15 protein-coding genes are annotated in these 19608 nt (G+C 66.0%); 5 read left to right on the plus strand and 10 right to left on the minus strand.

From position 1 onward, the window contains the following. Positions 1-16: 16 nt before the first annotated feature. From P5704_009210 to P5704_009245, 8 genes are all read right to left on the minus strand, one after another. Positions 17-1477 carry a sodium-dependent transporter gene (locus P5704_009210; GenBank protein WOF80635.1) on the minus strand — a complete coding sequence of 487 codons (1461 nt, stop codon included), beginning with the start codon at positions 1475-1477 and terminating at the stop codon, positions 17-19. 81 nt (positions 1478-1558) lie between these two features. Then, the gene (gene maiA, locus P5704_009215) at positions 1559-2218 is read right to left on the minus strand and encodes a maleylacetoacetate isomerase (protein ID WOF80636.1); all 660 of its coding nucleotides are present in this window, start codon (positions 2216-2218) and stop codon (positions 1559-1561) included. Next, positions 2208-3191: a fumarylacetoacetate hydrolase family protein gene (locus P5704_009220; GenBank protein WOF80637.1), complete on the minus strand. Its 984-nt coding sequence runs from the start codon at positions 3189-3191 to the stop codon at positions 2208-2210. The genes maiA and P5704_009220 overlap by 11 nt, the downstream gene beginning before the upstream one ends. Further along, positions 3191-4330: a homogentisate 1,2-dioxygenase gene (locus P5704_009225; GenBank protein WOF80638.1), complete on the minus strand. Its 1140-nt coding sequence runs from the start codon at positions 4328-4330 to the stop codon at positions 3191-3193. The genes P5704_009220 and P5704_009225 overlap by 1 nt, the downstream gene beginning before the upstream one ends. Before the next feature lie 184 nt (positions 4331-4514). Next, entirely contained in the window at positions 4515-5630 is a 1116-nt protein-coding gene (hppD, locus tag P5704_009230) for a 4-hydroxyphenylpyruvate dioxygenase (GenBank protein WOF80639.1), read from the minus strand. Positions 5631-5993: 363 nt separating this feature from the next. Continuing rightward, positions 5994-7403 (minus strand): sodium-dependent transporter, encoded by a 1410-nt coding sequence (locus P5704_009235; GenBank protein WOF80640.1) that lies wholly within the window; start codon positions 7401-7403, stop codon positions 5994-5996. A gap of 128 nt (positions 7404-7531) precedes the next feature. Beyond that, a complete protein-coding gene (locus tag P5704_009240) occupies positions 7532-8626 on the minus strand; it encodes a Glu/Leu/Phe/Val dehydrogenase dimerization domain-containing protein (protein WOF80641.1) in 1095 nt (364 codons plus the stop codon). A 121-nt stretch (positions 8627-8747) separates the two neighbouring features. Further along, positions 8748-12218, minus strand: a complete 3471-nt coding sequence (locus P5704_009245) for an indolepyruvate ferredoxin oxidoreductase family protein (protein WOF80642.1) — start codon at positions 12216-12218, stop codon at positions 8748-8750. A 241-nt stretch (positions 12219-12459) separates the two neighbouring features. On the opposite strand from P5704_009245, the gene P5704_009250 reads away from it, so the two are divergent. Further along, the gene (locus P5704_009250) at positions 12460-12930 is read left to right on the plus strand and encodes an Lrp/AsnC family transcriptional regulator (GenBank protein ID WOF80643.1); all 471 of its coding nucleotides are present in this window, start codon (positions 12460-12462) and stop codon (positions 12928-12930) included. 246 nt (positions 12931-13176) lie between these two features. Here P5704_009250 and P5704_009255 read toward each other — a convergent pair whose 3' ends face one another. Then, the gene (locus P5704_009255) at positions 13177-13593 is read right to left on the minus strand and encodes a DUF192 domain-containing protein (GenBank protein WOF80644.1); all 417 of its coding nucleotides are present in this window, start codon (positions 13591-13593) and stop codon (positions 13177-13179) included. 111 nt (positions 13594-13704) lie between these two features. Between P5704_009255 and P5704_009260 the strand changes: the two genes are divergently transcribed. The 4 genes from P5704_009260 (at position 13705) to P5704_009275 (ending at position 18624) form a co-directional block, all read left to right on the plus strand. Continuing rightward, positions 13705-15045: a short-chain fatty acid transporter gene (locus P5704_009260; GenBank protein ID WOF80645.1), complete on the plus strand. Its 1341-nt coding sequence runs from the start codon at positions 13705-13707 to the stop codon at positions 15043-15045. A 274-nt stretch (positions 15046-15319) separates the two neighbouring features. Next, on the plus strand, positions 15320-16711 hold the full coding sequence (locus P5704_009265; protein WOF80646.1) for a GntP family permease: 1392 nt from the start codon (positions 15320-15322) through the stop codon (positions 16709-16711). A 109-nt stretch (positions 16712-16820) separates the two neighbouring features. Beyond that, positions 16821-17591, plus strand: coding sequence for a 3-hydroxybutyrate dehydrogenase (locus tag P5704_009270; GenBank protein ID WOF80647.1), 771 nt, complete (start codon positions 16821-16823; stop codon positions 17589-17591). A 136-nt stretch (positions 17592-17727) separates the two neighbouring features. Continuing rightward, positions 17728-18624 carry a ribose-phosphate diphosphokinase gene (locus P5704_009275; GenBank protein ID WOF80648.1) on the plus strand — a complete coding sequence of 299 codons (897 nt, stop codon included), beginning with the start codon at positions 17728-17730 and terminating at the stop codon, positions 18622-18624. A gap of 71 nt (positions 18625-18695) precedes the next feature. Here the strand turns inward: P5704_009275 and P5704_009280 are convergent, their stop codons facing one another. Next, on the minus strand, positions 18696-19580 hold the full coding sequence (locus P5704_009280) for an RluA family pseudouridine synthase (GenBank protein WOF80649.1): 885 nt from the start codon (positions 19578-19580) through the stop codon (positions 18696-18698). Between the last annotated feature and the right edge of the window lie 28 nt (positions 19581-19608).

Raw genomic sequence — 19608 nt, forward strand, 5'->3', positions numbered from 1 at the left:
CGGCCTTGACGCGGCCTCAGCGCCCGGCCAGCGCCGGCATCACCCGCGGGCGCAACATCTCGCCCAGCACCGCCAGCGCACCGATCGCTCCGGCGATCCAGTACCAGCGCTGCAGCGGGTCGAAGCCCAGCCAGCCAAGGGCATGCAGGAAGACCATGAGGATCAGCACCGGGCAGACGTAGCGCACCATGAACAGCCACAACGCGTAGCCCAGCGGCGGCAGGTTCAGCTCGTCGCGCATGATTTCGCTGCGCAGCGCGTAGCCGGCCAGCAGCACGGTGAAGATCCCGCCCAGCGGCATCATCCAGCGCGAGGTCAGGTAATCCAGCCAGTCGAAGAAGTTCTTGCCCATCGGCGTCCAGCCCGACAGCAGGTTGAACGAGAGCATCGCCAGCAGGCTGATCACCAGCAGCACCACGCCGGAACCCATTGCCGCCTTCATCCGCGAAATGCCGTGCTTCTCGTTGAGGTAGGCGACGGTGGCCTCGATCATGGAGATCGCCGAAGTCAGCGCGGCGATCGACACCATGGCGAAGAACAGCACGCCGAAGGCGGTACCGAACGGCATCTGCTGGAAGGCCAGCGGCAGGCTCATGAAGATCAGGCCGGGGCCGGCGGTCGGGTCCATACCATTGGCGAAGATGATCGGGAAGATCGCCAGGCCCGCCAGCAGCGCCACGCAGGTATCGGCGATGGCGACCATGAAGGTGGTGCGGGCGATGGACTGGTCATCCGGAATATACGAGCCGTAGGTGAGGATCGCGCCGGACGCCAGGCTGAGGGTGAAGAACGCGTGGCCGAGCGCGGCCAGCAGCGCTTCGCCGGTGATCTTCGAGGTGTCGAAGCTGAACAGGAAGGCGAAGCCCTGATCGAAGCCGCCGCTGGTGACCGCGTAACCCACGAGGATCAGCAGCAGCACGGCCAGGCCCGGCATCATCCAGCGCACCGCATTCTCGATGCCCTTCTGCACGCCCTTGGCGACGATCCACAGCGTCAGCAATGCCACCAGCAGGCTCCAGCCACCGAGCTCCCACGGGTTGGCGTTGTGCGCCTCGAACACCCCGCCGAGCGCCTCGACGCTGGTCGCGGTCAGCGAGCCGTCGAGCATCTTCACCGTGTAGGCGAAGGCCCAGCCAGCGACCACGACATAGAAGCAGAGGATCAGGAAGCCGGCGGTCATGGCCATGCCGCCCACCGCCTTCCACAGCGGATTGCCGTTGTTCTCGCGGACCACCCGGCCGATGGCGTCGATCGGGCTGCCACGGCCGCGGCGACCGATGGCGATCTCGCACATCATCACCGGCACGCCGATGGCGAGGATGCACAGCAGGTACATCAATACGAAGGCACCACCGCCGAATTCGCCGGTGATGTAGGGGAATTTCCAGATGTTGCCCAGGCCCACGGCCGAGCCGGTTGCCGCGAGGATGAAACCCCAGCGCGAGAGCCAGAGGTTCTTCGGTTTTTCACGAGTCATACGTCACCTGTTTGTTGTTATCTGTGACGGGATCGGGACCGTCGCGCAGGGCGCGGCGGCGTGCAAGGCGGATTCAGTCTTTCATTGAGCGTCGGGCTGCACCTCCGGCGCGGCCTGCTGGAAGGCCGGAAGCGTCTCGCAGCGTGCGACGATCTCGAGAATGCGTGGATACGCCGCGAGGTCACAGGCAAAACGGCGCGCATTGTATACCTGCGGCACCAGGCATGCCTCCAGATAACCTGGCCGATCGTTCAGGGAAAGCCTGCCATCGAAACATTCCAGGCCCGCTTCCACGGCGGCGAGGCCCTGATCGACCCAGTGCCGGTACCAGGCGTTCTTCGCCTCGTCGTCGACGCCCAGTTCGGCACTGAGGTACTGCAGCACGCGCAGGTTGTTCAGCGGATGAATCTCGCAGGCGATGTGCATCGCCAGGGCGCGCACCCGGGCGCGCTCGACCGGATCGGCCGGCAGCAGCGCCGGCACCGGAAACACCTCGTCGAGGTACTCCAGAATCGCCAGCGACTGGCTGATGCGCGCGCCACCGTTGGCTTCATCGACCAGCAACGGCACCAGCTGCTGCGGGTTGAGGGCGCGGTAATCGGCCGCACGCTGCTGGCCGCCATCCTTGACCAGATGCACCGGCACCTGCCGGTAGGCCAGGCCCTTCAGATTCAGCGCGATGCGCACCCGGTAGGCGGCACTGGAGCGCCAGTAGCCGTAGAGCGTCAGCTCAGTGCTCATAGCGCTCGACCTGCTGATCGATGGCGCCGAAGATGCTCTGCCCGGCGGCGTCGAACATCTCGATGCGCACCCGGTCGCCGAACTTGAGGAACGGCGTCTTCGCCTCGCCGTGCTCGATGACCTCGAGCATGCGCTTCTCGGCCAGGCAGGACGAGCCGGCGCTGCGGTCGTAGTTCGACACCGTGCCCGAGCCGATGATGCTGCCGGCGCCCAGCGGACGGGTGCGCGCGGCGTGGGCGACCAGGGTCGGGAAGTTGAAGGTCATGTCAGTGCCGGCATCCGGCTGGCCGAACAGCTCGCCGTTGATCTGCGAAACCAGCGGCCGATGCACCTTGCCGTCACGCCAGCTCTCGCCCAGCTCGTCCGGCGTCACCGCCACCGGCGAGAAGCTCGATGACGGCTTGCTCTGGTAGAAGCCGAAGCCCTTGGCCAGCTCGCCGGGGATCAGGTTGCGCAGCGAGACGTCGTTGACCAGCATCAGCAGCTGGATGTGCGAGGCCGCCTCGGCCGGCGTCGCGCCCATCGGCACGTCGTCGGTGATCACCGCCAGTTCGCCTTCCATATCGATGCCCCAGGCCTCGTCGGCCAGGCGGATCGGGCTGTGCGGCGGGATAAAGGCGTCGGCGCCGCCCTGGTACATCAGCGGGTCGTGCCAGAAGGATTCCGGCATCTCGGCGCCGCGCGCCTTGCGCACCAACTCGACGTGATTGACGTAGGCGCTGCCGTCGGCCCAGTGGTAGGCGCGTGGCAGCGGGCTGTGGCAGGCGGCCTGGTCGAAGGCGAAGGCGCCCTCCTCCAGCCCGTCGTTGAGGCGCTGATAGACCGCTTCCAGCTTCGGCTTGCAGTACTGCCAGTCATCCAGCGCGGCCTGCAGCGTGGCGGCGACCTGCGGCACTTTCACCGCCTGGGCGAGATCACGGGAGACCACGACGAGCACACCGTCGCGGCCCTGGTTGAGGGTTGCGAGTTTCATCAGGATTCCTTGCCCGGCGCACGCCAGGAGTTGACGTATTCGGGGACATCGACGGCTGCGGCAGCCTCGCCGACTTCCAGCGCACGACGGGTGTCGATCATCACCGCCACCTCGTCGGCGAAGGTCGCCGGGTCGGTGCTGGCCTTCTTCAGCGCCTTCGGGTGCGGCCCGTGGGGGAAGCCGCAGGGGTGGAAGGTCACCATGCCCTGCTCGATGTTGTCACGACTGAAGAAGTTGCCGCGGTGGTAGAACAGCACCTCGTCGTAGTCATCGTTGTTGTGGAAGAACGGCACCTTCAGCGCACCCGGGTCGGATTCCACCGGCCGCGGCGTGAAGGTGCAGACCACGAAACCGTTGGCGACGAAGGTGGTGTGCGCCGACGGCGGCAGGTGGTAGCGATGGCTCATCAGCGGGCGGATGTCACGCCAGTTGAGCCGTACCACGGTGTTGTCGCCGTGCCAGCCGACCACGTCCAGCGGGTTGTACGGGTAGGTCACGGTGGTGATCTGGCCGCGCCGCTTGATGCGGATCTGCCAGGGGTTCTCGTCCTGCTGCGCGCGGAAGGCGTCGTCCAGCCGCGGATGGTCGAGCACGGCGGCGTCGAAGATGGCATGCGGGCCGACCAGGCCTTTTTCCGGCAGCTGGTAGGCGCCATCGGTGTTCTCGATCAGCAGCATGAACACCGGCTGCGTCGCCTCGATGCGCCAGGCGGTGCCGCGCGGGATCATCAGGTAGTCGCCGTCGCGGAATTCCAGGTGGCCGAAGTCGCAGTAGAAATGCCCGGCGCCCTCGTGGATGAATAGCAGTTCGTCACCGTCACCGTTGCGCACCAGGTGGCGCATGGCGCCGTTGGTCTTCCACAGGCGCAACTTGACGTCGGCGTTGTGCAGCGCCAACGGCGCCTGCAGCGGGCAGTCACCTTCGCTGGGGATGTGATTGAAGTTGAAGGCGTGCGGGCGCAGCGGGCCTTCCCAGTCGATCCAGCCGGTCGGCGGATGCTTGTGATGCAGGTGCGAAGCCGGGCCGAAGAAGCCTTCGCGGCCCATTTCGCGCTCGTAGGTGCCCTGCGGAAAATCGCAGTGCGCCTGACGCGAACTCTCACCCTCGCGGATGGGGAAACTGATCCATTTGCGGCTCATGTGCCTCTCCTCGTGATACCGCGTGATCTCAATGGCAATGCCGTGGGTGCCGGTGCGTAGGGTGGAAGACTGCGAAGCATCTTCCACGCGTCTGTGTCGGGTTCCACGCGCCTGTGTCGGGCCAACCGAACGCGTGGATGTGCTTCGCGACATCCACCCTACGCAGCCCACCCTGACTCTCGACTTACTCGCCCGCCTTGATCACGCCGCGGCGCACCTGGTCTTCCTCGATGGATTCGAACAGCGCCTTGAAGTTGCCTTCGCCGAAGCCTTGGTTGCCCTTGCGCTGGATGATTTCGAAGAAGATCGGGCCGATCACCGTGTTGGTGAATATTTGCAGGAGGATGCCGTCATCACCCGGCGTAGCGACGCCCGACGTAGCGACGCCCGGCGCGCCGTCGATCAGCAGGTTCAGCTCGCGCAGCTGGTCGAGCGGCTCGCCGTGGCCGGCGACGCGGGTATCGACCTTCTCGTAGTAGGTGTCCGGGGTGGTCATGAAGTCCACGCCGTTGGCACGCAGGCGGCGCACGGTCTCATAGATGTCGTCGGTGGACAGCGCGATGTGCTGGATGCCCTCGCCGTGATACTCGCGGATGAATTCCTCGATTTGCGACTTGTCGTCGGCCGACTCATTGATCGGGATGCGGATCTTGCCGCAGGGCGCGGTCATGGCGCGGGAGAACAGCCCGGTGAGCTTGCCCTCGATGTCGAAATAGCGAATCTCGCGGAAGTTGGCGATGCGCTCGTAGAAACCGGACCAGACGTCCATCTGCCCGCGCTTGACGTTGTGGGTCAGGTGGTCGATGCACATCAGGCCGACGGCATTGTCGTTCGGCGTGCGCCCTTCGATGTACTCGAAGTCGACGTCGTAGATGCTCTTGTCGCCATAGCGGTCGACCAGATACAGCAGCGAGCCACCGATGCCTTCGACGCAGGGGATGTTCAGCTCGCCGAAGTTGGCGTGGCTGCCGACCAGCTTGGCGCCCTGGGATTCGACGTAGGCGGCGGCCTGCGCCGCATTCTTCACCCGGAAGGCCATGGCGCAGGCGCTCGGGCCGTGCTTCTTGCCGAACTCGCGCACATGCCCGGTAGGACTGCCATTGAGCACGATATTGATGTCGTGCTGCTGGAACAGCCAGACCTCCTTGGAGCGGTGCTTGGCGGTTTCGGTAAAGCCCATCTGGGTGAACAGCGTGCGCAGCTGCTCGATGCCCTCGGCATTCGGCGCGGTGAATTCGACGAACTCGAAACCGTCGGTGCCGATGGGATTGTGCTGCTCGATCTTGTTCACGGCGTTCATATCGCCTCCTGATTATTGTTGTGAGGATTGCCGTCGCACGGCTTGGCTGGGCCCATCACACCCCAGCGGGTGGCCGTGGACAATCCCGCTTTACGAGCGCGGAAGGCTGCTGCTGGCGGGTCGGCTGTCAGTATTTCCTTACAGTGCCGTCAGTGACGGAAAACCTGGCCCGGCGGCTTGCCAGGCGTAACGAAAAGCTGACAATCCGGTGCGACAAGCTGCCGCAGTCTTGGTGCCACACATGCTGTGGAATGGTGGAAAAGCGCTTTGCGCGTTTTCCACCCTACGGCCAGGTGCAGGGCGGCGTAGGGTGGACAACGGCGCAGCCTTGTCCACGCGGCTCACGCGGCCTGCATCGACCGCTCAGATCAACCCGATCAGGTTGAGGAACACCAGCACGATGGCGACCGGCGTGCCGTAGCGCAGCAGCTTCCACCAGGCCTGGAACAGCCCGGGGTTGCGAATGCCGATGGCCTCGCTGACCACGTGACGCTGCAGCACCCAGCCGGTGAACAGCACCGTGCCCAGCCCGCCCAGCGGCATCAGCCAATTGGTGGTGAGGTAGTCCAGGGTGTCGAAGAAGGTCTTGCCGAACAGCTGGTAGTCCGCCCAGTGGTTGAACGAGAACACGCTGCCCAGGCTCAGCAGCCAGAGCACCAGGCCGCTGCCCAGCACCGCTTTGGTCCGGCTGATGCGGAAGCGCTCGGTGAGCCAGGCGATGCTCGGCTCCGAGAGCGAGATGGCCGAGGTCAGCGCGGCGATCACCAGCATCACGAAGAACAACCCGCCGACGACCTGCCCCAGCGGCATCTGGCCAAAGGCGATCGGCAGGGTGACGAAGATCAACCCCGGCCCGGCCCCCGGCTCCAGCGCGTTGCCGAACACCAGCGGGAAGATCGCCAGGCCGGCCAGCAGCGCCACCGCGGTATCGGCCAGCGCCACCAGAATCGAGGTCTTGGCGATCGAGGTGCCTTCCGGCAGATAGGAGCCGTAAACCATCATCGCGCCGCAGCCCAGGCTCAGGGTGAAGAAGGCATGGCCGAGGGCGACCAGCACGCTCTGCGCAGTGAGCGCGGAAAAGTCCGGCACGAAGAGGAACTGCAGCGCCTGGGCGAACTCGCCTTCGATGGCGGCGTAGACCACCAGCACCAGCATCAGCACGAACAGCCCGGGCATCAGAAAGCGCAGCGATCGCTCCAGCCCGCCGCGCACGCCGAAGCCGACGATCAGCATGGTCGCCGCTAGCACCAGCGTGGCACAGACCACCAGGCGTAGCGGGTCCGCCAATAGCGCGCCGAACAGCTCGCCACTGGCCTCGCCGCTGACCCCGGCGAAACCGCCGCTGAAGGTCGCCGGCACGTAGGCCAGCGCCCAGCCGGCCACCACCAGATAGAAACTCAGGATAAGAAAGCCGGTCAGCCCGCCGAGCCAGCCCACCACGCGCCAGCGTGAACTGGCCCCGGCTTCGCGCGCCAACCGCACCACGGCGCCATCGGGGTTCGCCCGGCCGCGACGGCCGATCATCACTTCGGCCATCAGCAGCGGAATGCCGATCAGGAGGATGCAGGCGAGGTAGACCAGCACGAAGGCGCCGCCGCCGTTCTGCCCGGTCACGTAGGGGAATTTCCAGATATTGCCCAGGCCCACCGCCGAACCGGTGGCGGCGAGGAAGAACACCCAGCGCGAAGACCACAGGCCTCGGCTGGCATTGTCTTGGATGCGTGCGCGTGCGCCGGCGAAGGTGCCGGCCGCGAGGCTGGTTTTATCGGTCATTGCGGATTCCTGCTTGTTGTTTTTGTCAGGGATGGTGCGAACGAACGGAGCGGGCACGGCGCTGGCGATCAGAGCCCGCCGCCCCGCTCAGCGAAGGCCGGCGCGCTCGGGCGACCGGCCATGTGCCGTCATGAAGCCTGCCGCTGCAGCGTCGCGACCTGAGGCGCGCCGCCGGCCTGCAAACGCTCGAGCGCCAGGCGGTCAGCGATCACCGAGGTGCACTCGCCACTGGCGGCGGCCCGCTCGAAAATCTCGCGCAGCGTGCCGGCGATGGCGTTCACATGGGCATCGATCTGTGCGGCGCTGCCGCCGTTGCGCTGGTAGTAGACGTCGATGATGCCGCCGGCGTTGATTGCGTAGTCCGGCGCGTAGAGCTGGCTGCGCCGCTGCAGCTCGACGCCGATCTCGGCGCTGGCCAGCTGGTTGTTGGCCGCACCGGCGATCACCGGGGCACGCAGCACTTCCAGAGTCTGCTCGTTGAGGATGCCGCCCATGGCGCAGGGCGCGAAGACGTCAACATCGAGACCGTAGATGTCCTGCGGGCGCACCACGTTGGCTCCCAGCTCGTCCATTGCCTGCTTGACGTTGGCATCGAAGATGTCCGCCACCCACAGTTCGGCGCCCGCCGCTTTCAGGTGCCGCGCCAGCCCCAGGCCGACATGGCCGACGCCCTGGATCGCCACCTTCAGCCCGGTCAGCTCGTCGCGACCGAGGCGCTGGCGCACCGCTTCCTTGAGGCCGACGAAGACGCCGTAGGCGGTAGACGGCGACGGGTCGCCGCTGGCGACGCTGCCGTCGAGCAGCGTGCGCGGCGTGGCGCCGACCACATGGCGGGTGCGCTGGGCGAAGGCCTGCATTTCGGCATCGCCGGTGCCGGAGTCGGCGGCGGTGATGTAGCGCCCGCCGAGGCTGTCGACGAAGTCGCCCATGGCGTGCAGCAGCGCCTGGCTCTTGCCGGTGTGCGGGTCGCCGATGATCACCGCCTTGCCGCCGCCGAGCTTGAGCCCGGCCAGCGAGGATTTCAGCGTCATCCCGCGCGACAGCCGCAGCACATCGCGCAGGGCCTCGTCGTCACTGGCATAGGGGAACATCCGGCAGCCACCCAGCGCCGGCCCGAGGCGCGTGTCGTGGATGGCGATGATGGCTTTCAGACCCGACGCCTGGTCATGGCAGAAGACCACCTGCTCGTGGCGGTCGAAGTCAGGATGAGCGAAGACGGACATTGGGTTACCTCGTTCTTGTTTGTCTGGTGGCCTGTCACGGACAGGGCCTCGTTAGCGGGTATCGCCTGCGGCGGTGTGCTCACGCGGGGCGACCGATTTCACCCCGCTAGCGCACTGCGAGCTACGCCGCCGGCTGGAACAGCCGTACGCTCTGCACCTCGTCGCCTTTGGCCAGCTGCTCGCGGAGCAACTTTTCCTGCTGGCGGGCTTTGGCGATGGAACGCTCCTTCACCGGGCCGTAGCCGCGGATCTGCTCCGGCAGCGCGGCGATGGCCACGGCGGTGCGGTAGTTGGTCGGCTTGAGCTGGACCAGCAGCTCGTCCACGGTCTTCTCGTACTCGCTGATCAACTGGCGTTCGACGCGGCGGTCGTGGCCATAGCCGAACGGGTCCAGGGGCGTGCCACGCAGGAAGCGGAACTTGGCCAGCACACCGAACACATTGAGCATCCATGGCCCCAGCTCGCGCTTGCGCGGCTCACCGGTGACGGGGTCACGCTTGGTCAGCCAGGCCGGAGCGAGGTGGAACTGCAGCCGGTAGTCGCCCTCGAACTGCGCCTCGAGCTGCTGGCGGAACTCCGGCTCGCTGTACAGCCGCGCCACCTCGTACTCGTCCTTGTAGGCCAGGAGCTTGAAGTAGTAGCGGGCGACGGCCTTGGACAGCGCCAGATCGTCCGCCGTATCGGCATCGCGCACGCGCTCGACCAGCTGGCGATAGCGGCGCGCCAGCCCGGCGTTCTGGTAGCGGGTAAGGAAATCCACGCGCCACTCGACGATCTCTTCCAGGGTTTTGCAGAGTGGTTCGGCGACCTCGACTGGGCGCGCCAGCCCCTCCACGGCCTCGCGTTCCAGCACCGCACGGCGGCCCCAGCGGAAGGCCTGCAGATTCAGCTTGGCGGCAACGCCATTGAGCTCGATGGCCTTCTCGATGGCCTCGGCGCTGATCGGCAGCAGCCCCTGCTGATAGGCGAAGCCGAGCAGGAACAGGTTGGTGGCGATGCTATCGCCCAAGAGCCGCGTGGCCAGGCGGGTGGCATCGACGAAGTGGGTCTTTTCGGCGCCGACCGCGTCGCTGATCGCCTGGCGCATGGCCGCGCCGGGCACCTGGGCGTCCGGGTTGCGAGTGAACTCGGCGGTGGCGGACTCGTGGCTGTTCACCACGGCATTGCTGATCTGCTCGTTGAGGCGGGTCAGCGATTCATCGCCCGCCGCGACGATCAGGTCGCAGCCCAGCAGCAGGTCGGCTTCACCGGCGGCGATACGCACCGCGTAGATGTCGCTCTGCTTAGCGGCGATGCGCACGTGAGTGGTCACCGGGCCGAATTTCTGCGCCAGACCGGCCTGGTCGAGCACGGTGCAGCCCTTGCCTTCCAGGTGCGCGGCCATGCCGAGCAGCGCGCCGAGGGTGGTCACGCCGCTGCCGCCGACGCCGGGGATCAGCACATTCCATGGCCGCTCCAGCGACGGATGCTGCGGCTCGGGCAAGGTCGCCGCCTCGATACCGCCAGCCACGGCTTCGGGCTTGCGCAACCCGCCGCCATGCACGGTGACGAAGCTCGGACAGAAGCCCTCGACGCAGGAGTAGTCCTTGTTGCAGGCGTTCTGGTCGATCTCGCGCTTGCGGCCCAGCTCGGTTTCCTTCGGCAGCACCGACAGGCAGTTGGACTTCTCGCCGCAGTCGCCGCAACCCTCGCACACGGCGGGATTGATGAACACGCGCTTGGCCGGGTCTTCCAGCTTGCCGCGCTTGCGCCGACGACGCTTCTCGGTGGCACAGGTCTGGTCGTAGATGATCACCGAGACGCCCTTGAATTCACGCAGCTCACGCTGCACCGCATCCAGTTCGCGGCGATGGTGGAAGCTGGTGATCGGCGCGAAGGTATCGCGGGTCGGGTACTTGTCCGGCTCGTCGCTGACCAGGGCAATGCGCTTGACGCCCTCGTGGAAGATCTGCCGGCTGAGCTGGTCGACGCGCAGCTCGCCGTCGATGGGCTGGCCGCCGGTCATGGCCACGGCATCGTTGTAGAGAATCTTGAAGGTGATGTTGACGCCGGCTGCCACTGCCGCACGCACCGCGAGGCTGCCGGAGTGGAAGTAGGTGCCGTCGCCGAGGTTCTGGAACATGTGCGGGGTGTCGGTGAACGGCGCCTGGCCGATCCAGTTGACGCCCTCGCCGCCCATCTGGGTAAAGGTCTCGGTGCGCCGGTCCATCCACTGCACCATGTAGTGACAGCCGATACCGGCCGAGGCGCGGCTGCCTTCCGGCACCTTGGTCGAGCTGTTGTGCGGGCAGCCGGAACAGTAGTGCGGCGTGCGCACGGTGCTGTAGCTGCGCGCGGCCAGGGCTTTTTCCTTGGCAGCAAGGAAGGCCAGGCGCGCCTGGATGCTGTCGCTGGTGTAGATCGGCGCGAGGCGCTTGGCGATCACCCGGGCAATCATCGCCGGGGTCAGCTCGCTGAGGTTCGGCAGCAGCGAGTTGCCCTGTTCGTCGAACTCGCCGACCACCCGCGGACGCTTGCTGACGGGCCAGTTGTAGAGCTGCCCGGTGAGCTGGTCCTCGAGGATGCTGCGCTTTTCCTCGACCACCAGAATCTCGTCCAGCCCCTGGGCGAATTCGTGCACGGAGACCGGCTCCAGCGGCCAGCTCATGCCGACCTTCAGCACGCGCAGGCCGACCGAGGCGCACAGCGCTTCGTCGAGGCCCAGGTCATCCAGCGCCTGACGCACGTCGAGATAGGACTTGCCGGTGGTGATGATGCCTAAGCGCGGATTCGGCGAATCGAGCATCACCTGGTTCAGGCTGTTGGCCCGGGCGAAGGCCCGAGCGGCGTAGATCTTGAACAGGTTGAGGCGCTTTTCCTGAGCCAGCGGCGGGTCCGGCCAGCGAATGTGCACGCCGTCCTCGGGCAGCTCGAAATCTTCCGGAATACGCGTCTGCACGCGCAGCGGATCGACTTCCACCACGGCGGAGGAATCGACGTTCTCGGCGATGGTCTTCAGCGCCACCCAGCAGCCGGAATAGCGCGACAGCTCCCAGCCGATGATGCCGTAGTCGAGGATTTCCTGGACATTGGCCGGATTCAACACGGGTATGGAAGCGGCGATAAAGGCATGCTCGCTCTGGTGCGGCAGCGTCGAGGATTTGCAGCCGTGGTCGTCACCCGCCAGCAGCAGCACGCCGCCCTGGGGCGACACACCCGCCGCGTTGGCATGCTTGAACACGTCTCCGGCACGGTCGACGCCCGGGCCCTTGCCGTACCACATGGCGAACACGCCATCGTATCTGGCGCCGGGGAACAGGTTGGTCTGCTGGCTGCCCCACACCGCGGTGGCGGCCAGCTCTTCGTTGACGCCCGGCTGGAAATGGATGGCGTGTTGCTTGAGGTAGTCGCGGGCTTCCCAGAGGCTCTTGTCCAGCCCGCCCAGTGGCGAGCCGCGATAGCCGGAGATGAAGCCACCGGTATTCAAACCACGGGCCTGATCACGCTGATGCTGCAGCATCGGCAAGCGGGTCAGCGCCTGGGTGCCGGTGAGGTACAGATGACCGGTTGCAAGCCGGTACTTGTCGTCCAGACGGATCTCGGCCAGAGACATGGGGCGCTCCTAATTTGTTGTTATCGGAGTCAGGGCAGCGTTGTTCGCTACCCGCCTGACGCAGTCATGAAGAAACCGCACGGTTGTTTCTTCACGCCGGCAATCGGCAGGGGATCACCCCACCGTCGCGTGTCGATTAACAGTCTGGCCGTGACGCGGAGAGATTTTCTTTCTACTTTTGCGGTAGAACAGCGCTTCTGTGCATGACCCATTCGCTTACAACAAGAAAACAGGCACGACCATGCAGACTTCGCCATTGAGCAGCATCGATCGCAAGATCCTCCTGCTGCTGCAACACAACGCCGACCTCTCCGCCGCGGAAATCGCCGAGAAGGTTGAGCTGTCGCAATCGCCCTGCTGGCGACGCATCCATCGTATGCAGGAGGAAGGGCTGATCGAGCGCAAGGTCGCCCTGCTCAACCCGAAGAAGCTCGGGCTGAACATGACGGTGTTCGTCAACATCAAGCTCTCCGCCCACGGGCGCAGCAACCTCGACGAGTTCGAGCGGGCTGTGGTGGGTTACCCCGAGGTGCTGGAGTGCCACACCATGGCCGGTGAATCGGATTACCTGCTCAAGGTGGTGGCTCGGGACATCGACAGCTACGAGCGCTTCCTGCGTGACCAGCTGCTGCAGCGCCCACACGTGCAGGAAGCGCACTCGCACATCGCCATGAGCGAGGTGAAGCGGACCACGGAGTTGCCGTTGGATTGAGGCTTCAGACCGGGTTCGCAGCAGGCGGTGGATAAGGCGGAGCCGTTATCCACCCGACGGGCGAAGCAGCCGCCACGAGGGAATGAAAGCGTAGGGTGGAAAACGGCCAGAGCCTTTTCCACGCGTCCACCAAGATCGCCTCCGACACCGTCCCAAGCATCCGCATGCGTCGGGCCTGGTTACGGTGGATAAGGCTTCGTCGTTATCCACCCTACGCACCGACGCACCGACGCACCGCTTGGACTCCTACTCCTCCGGAATCCCTTCCAGCCGCGCACCCCGACCGATTCCCCGCTCGGCGAACCAGCCCTGATCCATCTCCAGCGCATACCGTGCCGGCCGCTTCGAGCAGCGAATTTCCAGGTTCAACGGCTGCAGATCGATCACATCGACCACCGCCCCGTCCTCATCGAAGAACGCCGCCGACAACGGCAGCGGCGTGTCCTTCATCCACAGGCAGTGCCGGCGCACCTCGTCGAAACGAAACAGCATGCCGCTGTCGCGGGCCAGCTCGCTGCGCCCCATCAGCCCGCGTTCGCGCCGGGCGACGGTCTGCGCGTATTCGGCGTGCAGCTCATGTCCATCCAGGCGCAGCCGCAACGGCTCGTCCGCCTCAACGGCGCCCATAAGCACCAGCAGTGACAGCAAAAGCGCAACACGCATCGACCAACCTCCTGAAGCGGAGCGCAGCGGGAACAGCCGGCCGCCGCTGCACTCATAAGCGAAGTGCCGCACCTGCGCGGCGACATAACGACAACAAGGGGGAACCCCATCGTGCTCAACAGAATAACCGCCGCCAGCGTCTATCTGGTGCAACGCTTCCTCCCCTCGCCCTTCGTCTTCGCCATCCTGCTCACGCTGATCGTGCTGATTGCGGCCATGCTCAGCACCGGCCAGGGCCTGCCGGCGATGGCACAGCACTGGGGCAACGGCTTCTGGAACCTGCTGGCCTTCACCATGCAGATGTCGCTGATCCTGGTCACCGGCCATGCCCTGGCACGGGCGCCGGCGATCAATCGTCTGCTCGACCGCATGGCGCGTATCCCGCAGTCACCGGGACAGGCCATCATCCTTGTAACGCTGGTAGCGCTAGCCGGTTCCTGGATCAACTGGGGCTTCGGCCTGGTGATCGGCGCGGTGTTCGCCCGCGCGCTGGCACGCCAGGTGCGCGGCGTCGACTACCCGTTGCTGGTGGCCTCGGCCTATTCCGGCTTCCTGATCTGGCATGGCGGCTTTTCCGGCTCGATTCCGCTGTCGCTGGCCAGCGGCGGCGCCGATCTTGAGAAGATGACCGGCGGCGCGCTGACCGAGGCCATCGGCGTCGGCCAAACGCTGTTCGCTTCCTACAACCTGATCATCATCGCCGTGCTGGTGGTGGGCCTGCCGCTGCTGAACTGGGCCATGCAGCCGAAGACACCGAAAGTGGTCGACCCGGCGCTGCTGGAGGAACCCCAGCCGAGCGACATCCCGCGCGAGACCGGCACCCAGCGCCTGGACGACAGCCGCGTCCTCGGCCTGATCATGGTCGCGCTGGCGGTGCTGTTCTTCTACCGGCACTTCAGCGAGAACGGCCTGGCGCTGAGCCTGAACATCGTGATCTCGATCTTCCTCTTCGCCGGCCTGCTGATGCATGGCACACCGGAGCGCTACATGCGCGCCATCGAGGAGAGCATTCGCGGCATCGCTGGCATCGTCGTGCAATTCCCCTTCTACGCCGGGATCATGGGCATGATGGTCGGTGCCAACGCCGCTGGCGTATCGCTCGGGCGCCAGGTCACCGATACCTTCATCGCCTGGTCGTCGGCCGAGAGCTTCCCGGTACTGGCCTTTCTCAGCGCCGGGCTGGTCAACGTCTTCGTGCCCTCCGGCGGCGGCCAGTGGGCGGTGCAGGGTCCGATCATGCTGCCGGCCGGCGCGGCGCTGGGCGTGGCGCCGGAAGTGACGGCCATGGCGATCGCCTGGGGCGATGCCTGGACCAACATGGTCCAGCCGTTCTGGGCCCTGCCGCTGCTGGGCATCGCCGGGCTAGGTGCCCGCGACATCATGGGCTACTGCCTGCTCTGCCTGGTGTTCTCCGGCGTGGTGATCGCCGGCGGGCTCTATTTCCTGACCTGAGACACAGGGTCATTCCGGACGGTCTTGCTGTCCGGAATGCTGGACCGCACTGTCCAGCCCTCCAGACACAAAAGCCGTCCACCATTCTGGACATACTCGACAAACCCTATCGAAATCAGCGAGTTGCGTATCTGGCACGGAACTCGCTAAATCACTGTGCGGCACTGTCCGCAGCCGAAACAAGAAAAACAATGCGCCTGCCGTGCAGCAGCGAGTCCCCGAATGCCTTCGGCAGCGTTCGGTCGTGCCGCACGGGGCCAGGAGATCATCCCCGATGAGCGTCGTCATCGCCCTTGCTGCATTGGCCCTGCTGATGCTCGCCGCCTACCGCGGCTACAGCGTCATCCTCTTCGCCCCCATCGCCGCCATGGGCGCGGTACTGCTGACCGACCCGTCCGCCGTGGCGCCGGCCTTCACCGGCATCTTCATGGAGAAGATGGTCGGCTTCATCAAACTCTATTTCCCGGTGTTCCTGCTCGGCGCGGTGTTCGGCAAGCTGATCGAGATGTCCGGCTTCTCGCGCTCCATCGTCGCCGCGGCGATCCGCCTGCTCGGCACCAGCCAGGCGATGCTGGTGATCGTGCTGGTCTGCGCGCTGCTGACCTACGGCGGCGTGTCGCTGTTCGTCGTGGTGTTCGCGGTGTACCCGTTCGCCGCCGAGATGTTCCGCCAGAGCAACATGCCCAAGCGGCTGATCCCGGCGACCATCGCCCTCGGCGCGTTCACCTTCACCATGACCGCCATTCCCGGCACACCGCAGATCCAGAACATCATCCCCACCACCTTCTTCAACACCACCACCTGGGCCGCACCCTGGCTGGGCCTGATCGGCACGATATTCGTGTTCGGCCTGGGCATGCTCTATCTCAAGTGGCAGCTCGGCAAGGCCATCGCCGCCGGAGAAGGCTACGGCACCAACCTGCGCAACGAGCCGGAAACGCCGACCGACATCGCCCTGCCCAACCCCTGGCTGGCGCTGTCGCCGCTGATTCTGGTGCTGGTCGCCAATCTCTTGTTCACCCGCTGGATTCCCGAGTTCTACGGCACCAGCCACAGCCTGCAGCTGCCGGGCATGAGCGCCCCGCTGGTCACCGAAGTGGGCAAGCTCACCGCCATCTGGGCGGTGGAAGCGGCACTGTTGCTGGGCATCGCGCTGGTGCTGGCGGCCAGCTTCGGCACCCTGCGCGGCAAGCTCGCCGAGGGCAGCCGCACGGCGGTCGGCGGTTCGCTGCTGGCGGCGATGAACACCGCGTCGGAATTCGGCTTCGGCGCGGTGATCGCCTCGCTGCCGGGCTTCATCGTGGTCGCCGATGCCCTCTCGGCGATTCCCAATCCGCTGATCAACGAAGCGATCACCGTCAACCTGCTGGCCGGCATCACCGGGTCGGCTTCCGGCGGCATGAGTATCGCCCTGGCCGCCATGGCCGACAGCTTCGTCGCCGCCGCCAACGCCGCGCAGATCCCGCTGGAAGTGCTGCACCGGGTCGCCTCGATGGCCTCCGGCGGCCTCGACACGCTGCCGCACAACGGCGCGGTGATCACCCTGCTGGCGGTCACCGGGCTGACCCACCGCGAATCCTACAAGGACATCTTCGCCATTACCCTGATCGCCACGACCGCGGCCTTCTTCGTGATCGGCGTGTACTACGCTACCGGCATCGTCTGATCGCGGCGCTTCGCCGATTTCGGCGAGCATCACGACATCTGCGATTGCCTTCCGACAACAAGAAAAACGAGGCGCCGCCCAGTGCGGTCGCCACCAAGCGGGAGAAACCATGAACCTCACAGGCAAGACCGCACTGGTCACCGGCTCCACCAGCGGCATCGGGCTGGGCATTGCGCTGAAGCTGGCCGAGGCCGGCGCCGATCTGATTCTCAACGGTTTCGGCGATGCCTCGGCAGCGCTGGCGGAGGTCGGCAGACACGGCCGCAAGGTCGGGCACCACGGGGCGGACGTGTCCGATCCGGCACAGATCGCCGAGCTGTTCGCCTATGCCGAGCGCGACTTCGGCGGCGTCGACATTCTGGTCAACAACGCCGGCATCCAGCATGTCGCGCCGGTGGAGCAGTTTCCGGTGGAGCGCTGGGACGCCATCATCGCCATCAACCTGTCCTCGGCGTTCCACACCACACGCCTGGCCCTGCCCGGCATGCGCGAGCGCAACTGGGGACGGATCATCAACGTCGCCTCGGTGCACGGGCTGGTCGGCTCCGAGCAGAAGGCCGCCTACGTCGCCGCCAAGCACGGACTGGTCGGGCTGACCAAGGTCGTCGCGCTGGAAACCGCCACCACGCCGATCACCTGCAATGCCATCTGCCCCGGCTGGGTGCTGACCCCCTTGGTGCAGCAGCAGATCGACGAGCGCGCGCGGGAGAGCGGTGACGAGCAACGCGCCCGCCACGACCTGCTGGCCGAGAAGCAGCCCTCGCTGGACTTCGTCACCCCCGCGCAACTGGGTGCCATGGCGCTGTTCCTGTGCAGCGAGGCCGGCGATCAGGTACGCGGCGCGGCATGGAACATGGACGGCGGCTGGGCAGCGCGCTGACGACCACTGGCCACCCACGGCGAACGGCGGTGCGTCGCAGGCTGTCTGTATCCCATTCAGGCGGACTGCCGCGCCGAGATCACCGGAGGATCAGGTCGGCAGCGCCGGACAGCCCAAAACCGTTTCGGGAGTGCCGATGCAAAACCAGCTGCTGTATTTCGATGACGAGCGCGCCGCCGCCCTGCGACTGGCCGAAGCCTCTGGGCTGGCCGCCGCGGCAGTCGAGCGCCACCGTTTTCCCGATGACGAACTGCGCCTGCGTCTGCCATTGAGCGAAGGCGAGGCCATCGCCGAGCAACTGGTGATCTACCGCGGCCTCGACCATCCCAACGAGAAGCTGGTCGAGCTGCTGCTGATCGCCGGCGAGGCGCGCCGCCTGGGCGCCAGGCGACTGATCCTGGTCACGCCTTATCTGGCCTACATGCGCCAGGACATCGCCTTCAATCCCGGTGAAGTGGTCAGCCAGCGGGTGCTCGGCCAGCTGCTGGCCAGCCAGTTCGACGGGCTGATCACGGTCGATCCGCACTTGCACCGTGTCGCCACCCTGCAGGAAGCCGTGCCGCTGGAAGATGCCGTCACGCTATGCGCGGCACCGACGCTGGCACGGCTGATCGCCGAGCGGCATCCCGACGCCCTGCTGATCGGCCCGGATGCCGAGGCGTTGCAATGGATCGAAGCCGCCGCCGTCGAACATGGCTTCGAACACGGCGTGTGCAACAAGGTGCGCCACGGCGATCGCCAGGTCGACATCGCACTGCCGGCGCTGGCGTTTGCCGGACGCCACGTGGTGCTGCTCGATGACGTCGCCAGTTCCGGTCGCACCCTTGCCAACGCCGCGGAGAAACTGCTGGCCGCCGGCGCCGCCTCGGTGGACGTCGCGGTGACCCACGCGCTGTTCGCCGACGATGCCCTGGCGGTGATCCGCGCCGCCGGCGTCGGTCATATCTGGAGCACCGACTGCATCGCCCATGAAAGCAATGCGCTGAGCATGGCCCCGCAACTGGCCGAGGCGCTCAGGCCGCTGCTGCGCTGAGGCGGTGGCGCTGCCTTAGCCCGCTCACAAAAACACTCTGCATCGCACGACCATCAGCGCCCCTAACGCCGTTACCAGTCCAGCTGCAACGTGCTCTCGAATTCGCGCAGCGCTCCGCTCAGCGGATCGCTGAAGCGTAATCCACGCGCCAGCAGCTTAAGTGGCCGCGCGTAGTCATCGGCCTCACGCTCGCTGCGCTCGAGCAGCTCGGGGTAAAACGGGTCGTTGCAGATACCGGCGCCGAGGGTAGCCATGTGCAGGCGCAGCTGGTGCTTTTTGCCGCTGATGGGGGAAAGCCCGTAGCGCCAGAAGTCGCCGCGCCGCTCGAGCACCTCGATCAGGGTTTCGCTGTTCGGCTCGCCCTTCCCTTCGCGCATGAGGAAGAAAGGGTCACCCGGCACCATGCACAGGCGCCGGTGCAAGGGAAATTCGAGATGCGGCAGCGCCGGGCAGATTGCCTCGTAGCGCTTGCTGATCTCCCGCTCACGGAATAACGCCTGGTAGGCGCCACGGCTTTCCCGGTTGGCCGAGAACAATACCAGCCCGGCGGTGAGCCGATCGATGCGATGAATCGGCACCAGATCGGCGTTACCCAGCCGTTTGCCGAGCCGCGCCAGCAGGGTTTCGTTGACGTATTCGCCGGCCGGCATCACCGAGAGAAAGTGCGGCTTGTCCGCCACCACCAGATGCTCGTCGACGTGCAGGATGCGTTCTTCGAACGGCACCGGGGTCTCGTTCGGCACTTCGCGAAAGTAATGGATGCGCATGCCGACCCGATAGGCCTGCGCGGCATCGATCGGCTGCATCTGCGCATCCAGCACGCGGCCGCGGGCCATACGGTCGAGCCAGGTAGCGCGGCTGATCGCCGGGAAGTGCGCGCACAGGCAATCGAGTACCGTGGGCCAATCGCCTTGGGGCAGATGCAGGGTGCTGGGACGGGGGTTGGAAGCGGACATGCGCGTGGACACGGGAGCGACGAAAGCC

This window comes from Pseudomonas sp. FeN3W, from assembly GCA_030263805.2.
GTDB lineage: Bacteria > Pseudomonadota > Gammaproteobacteria > Pseudomonadales > Pseudomonadaceae > Stutzerimonas > Stutzerimonas stutzeri_G.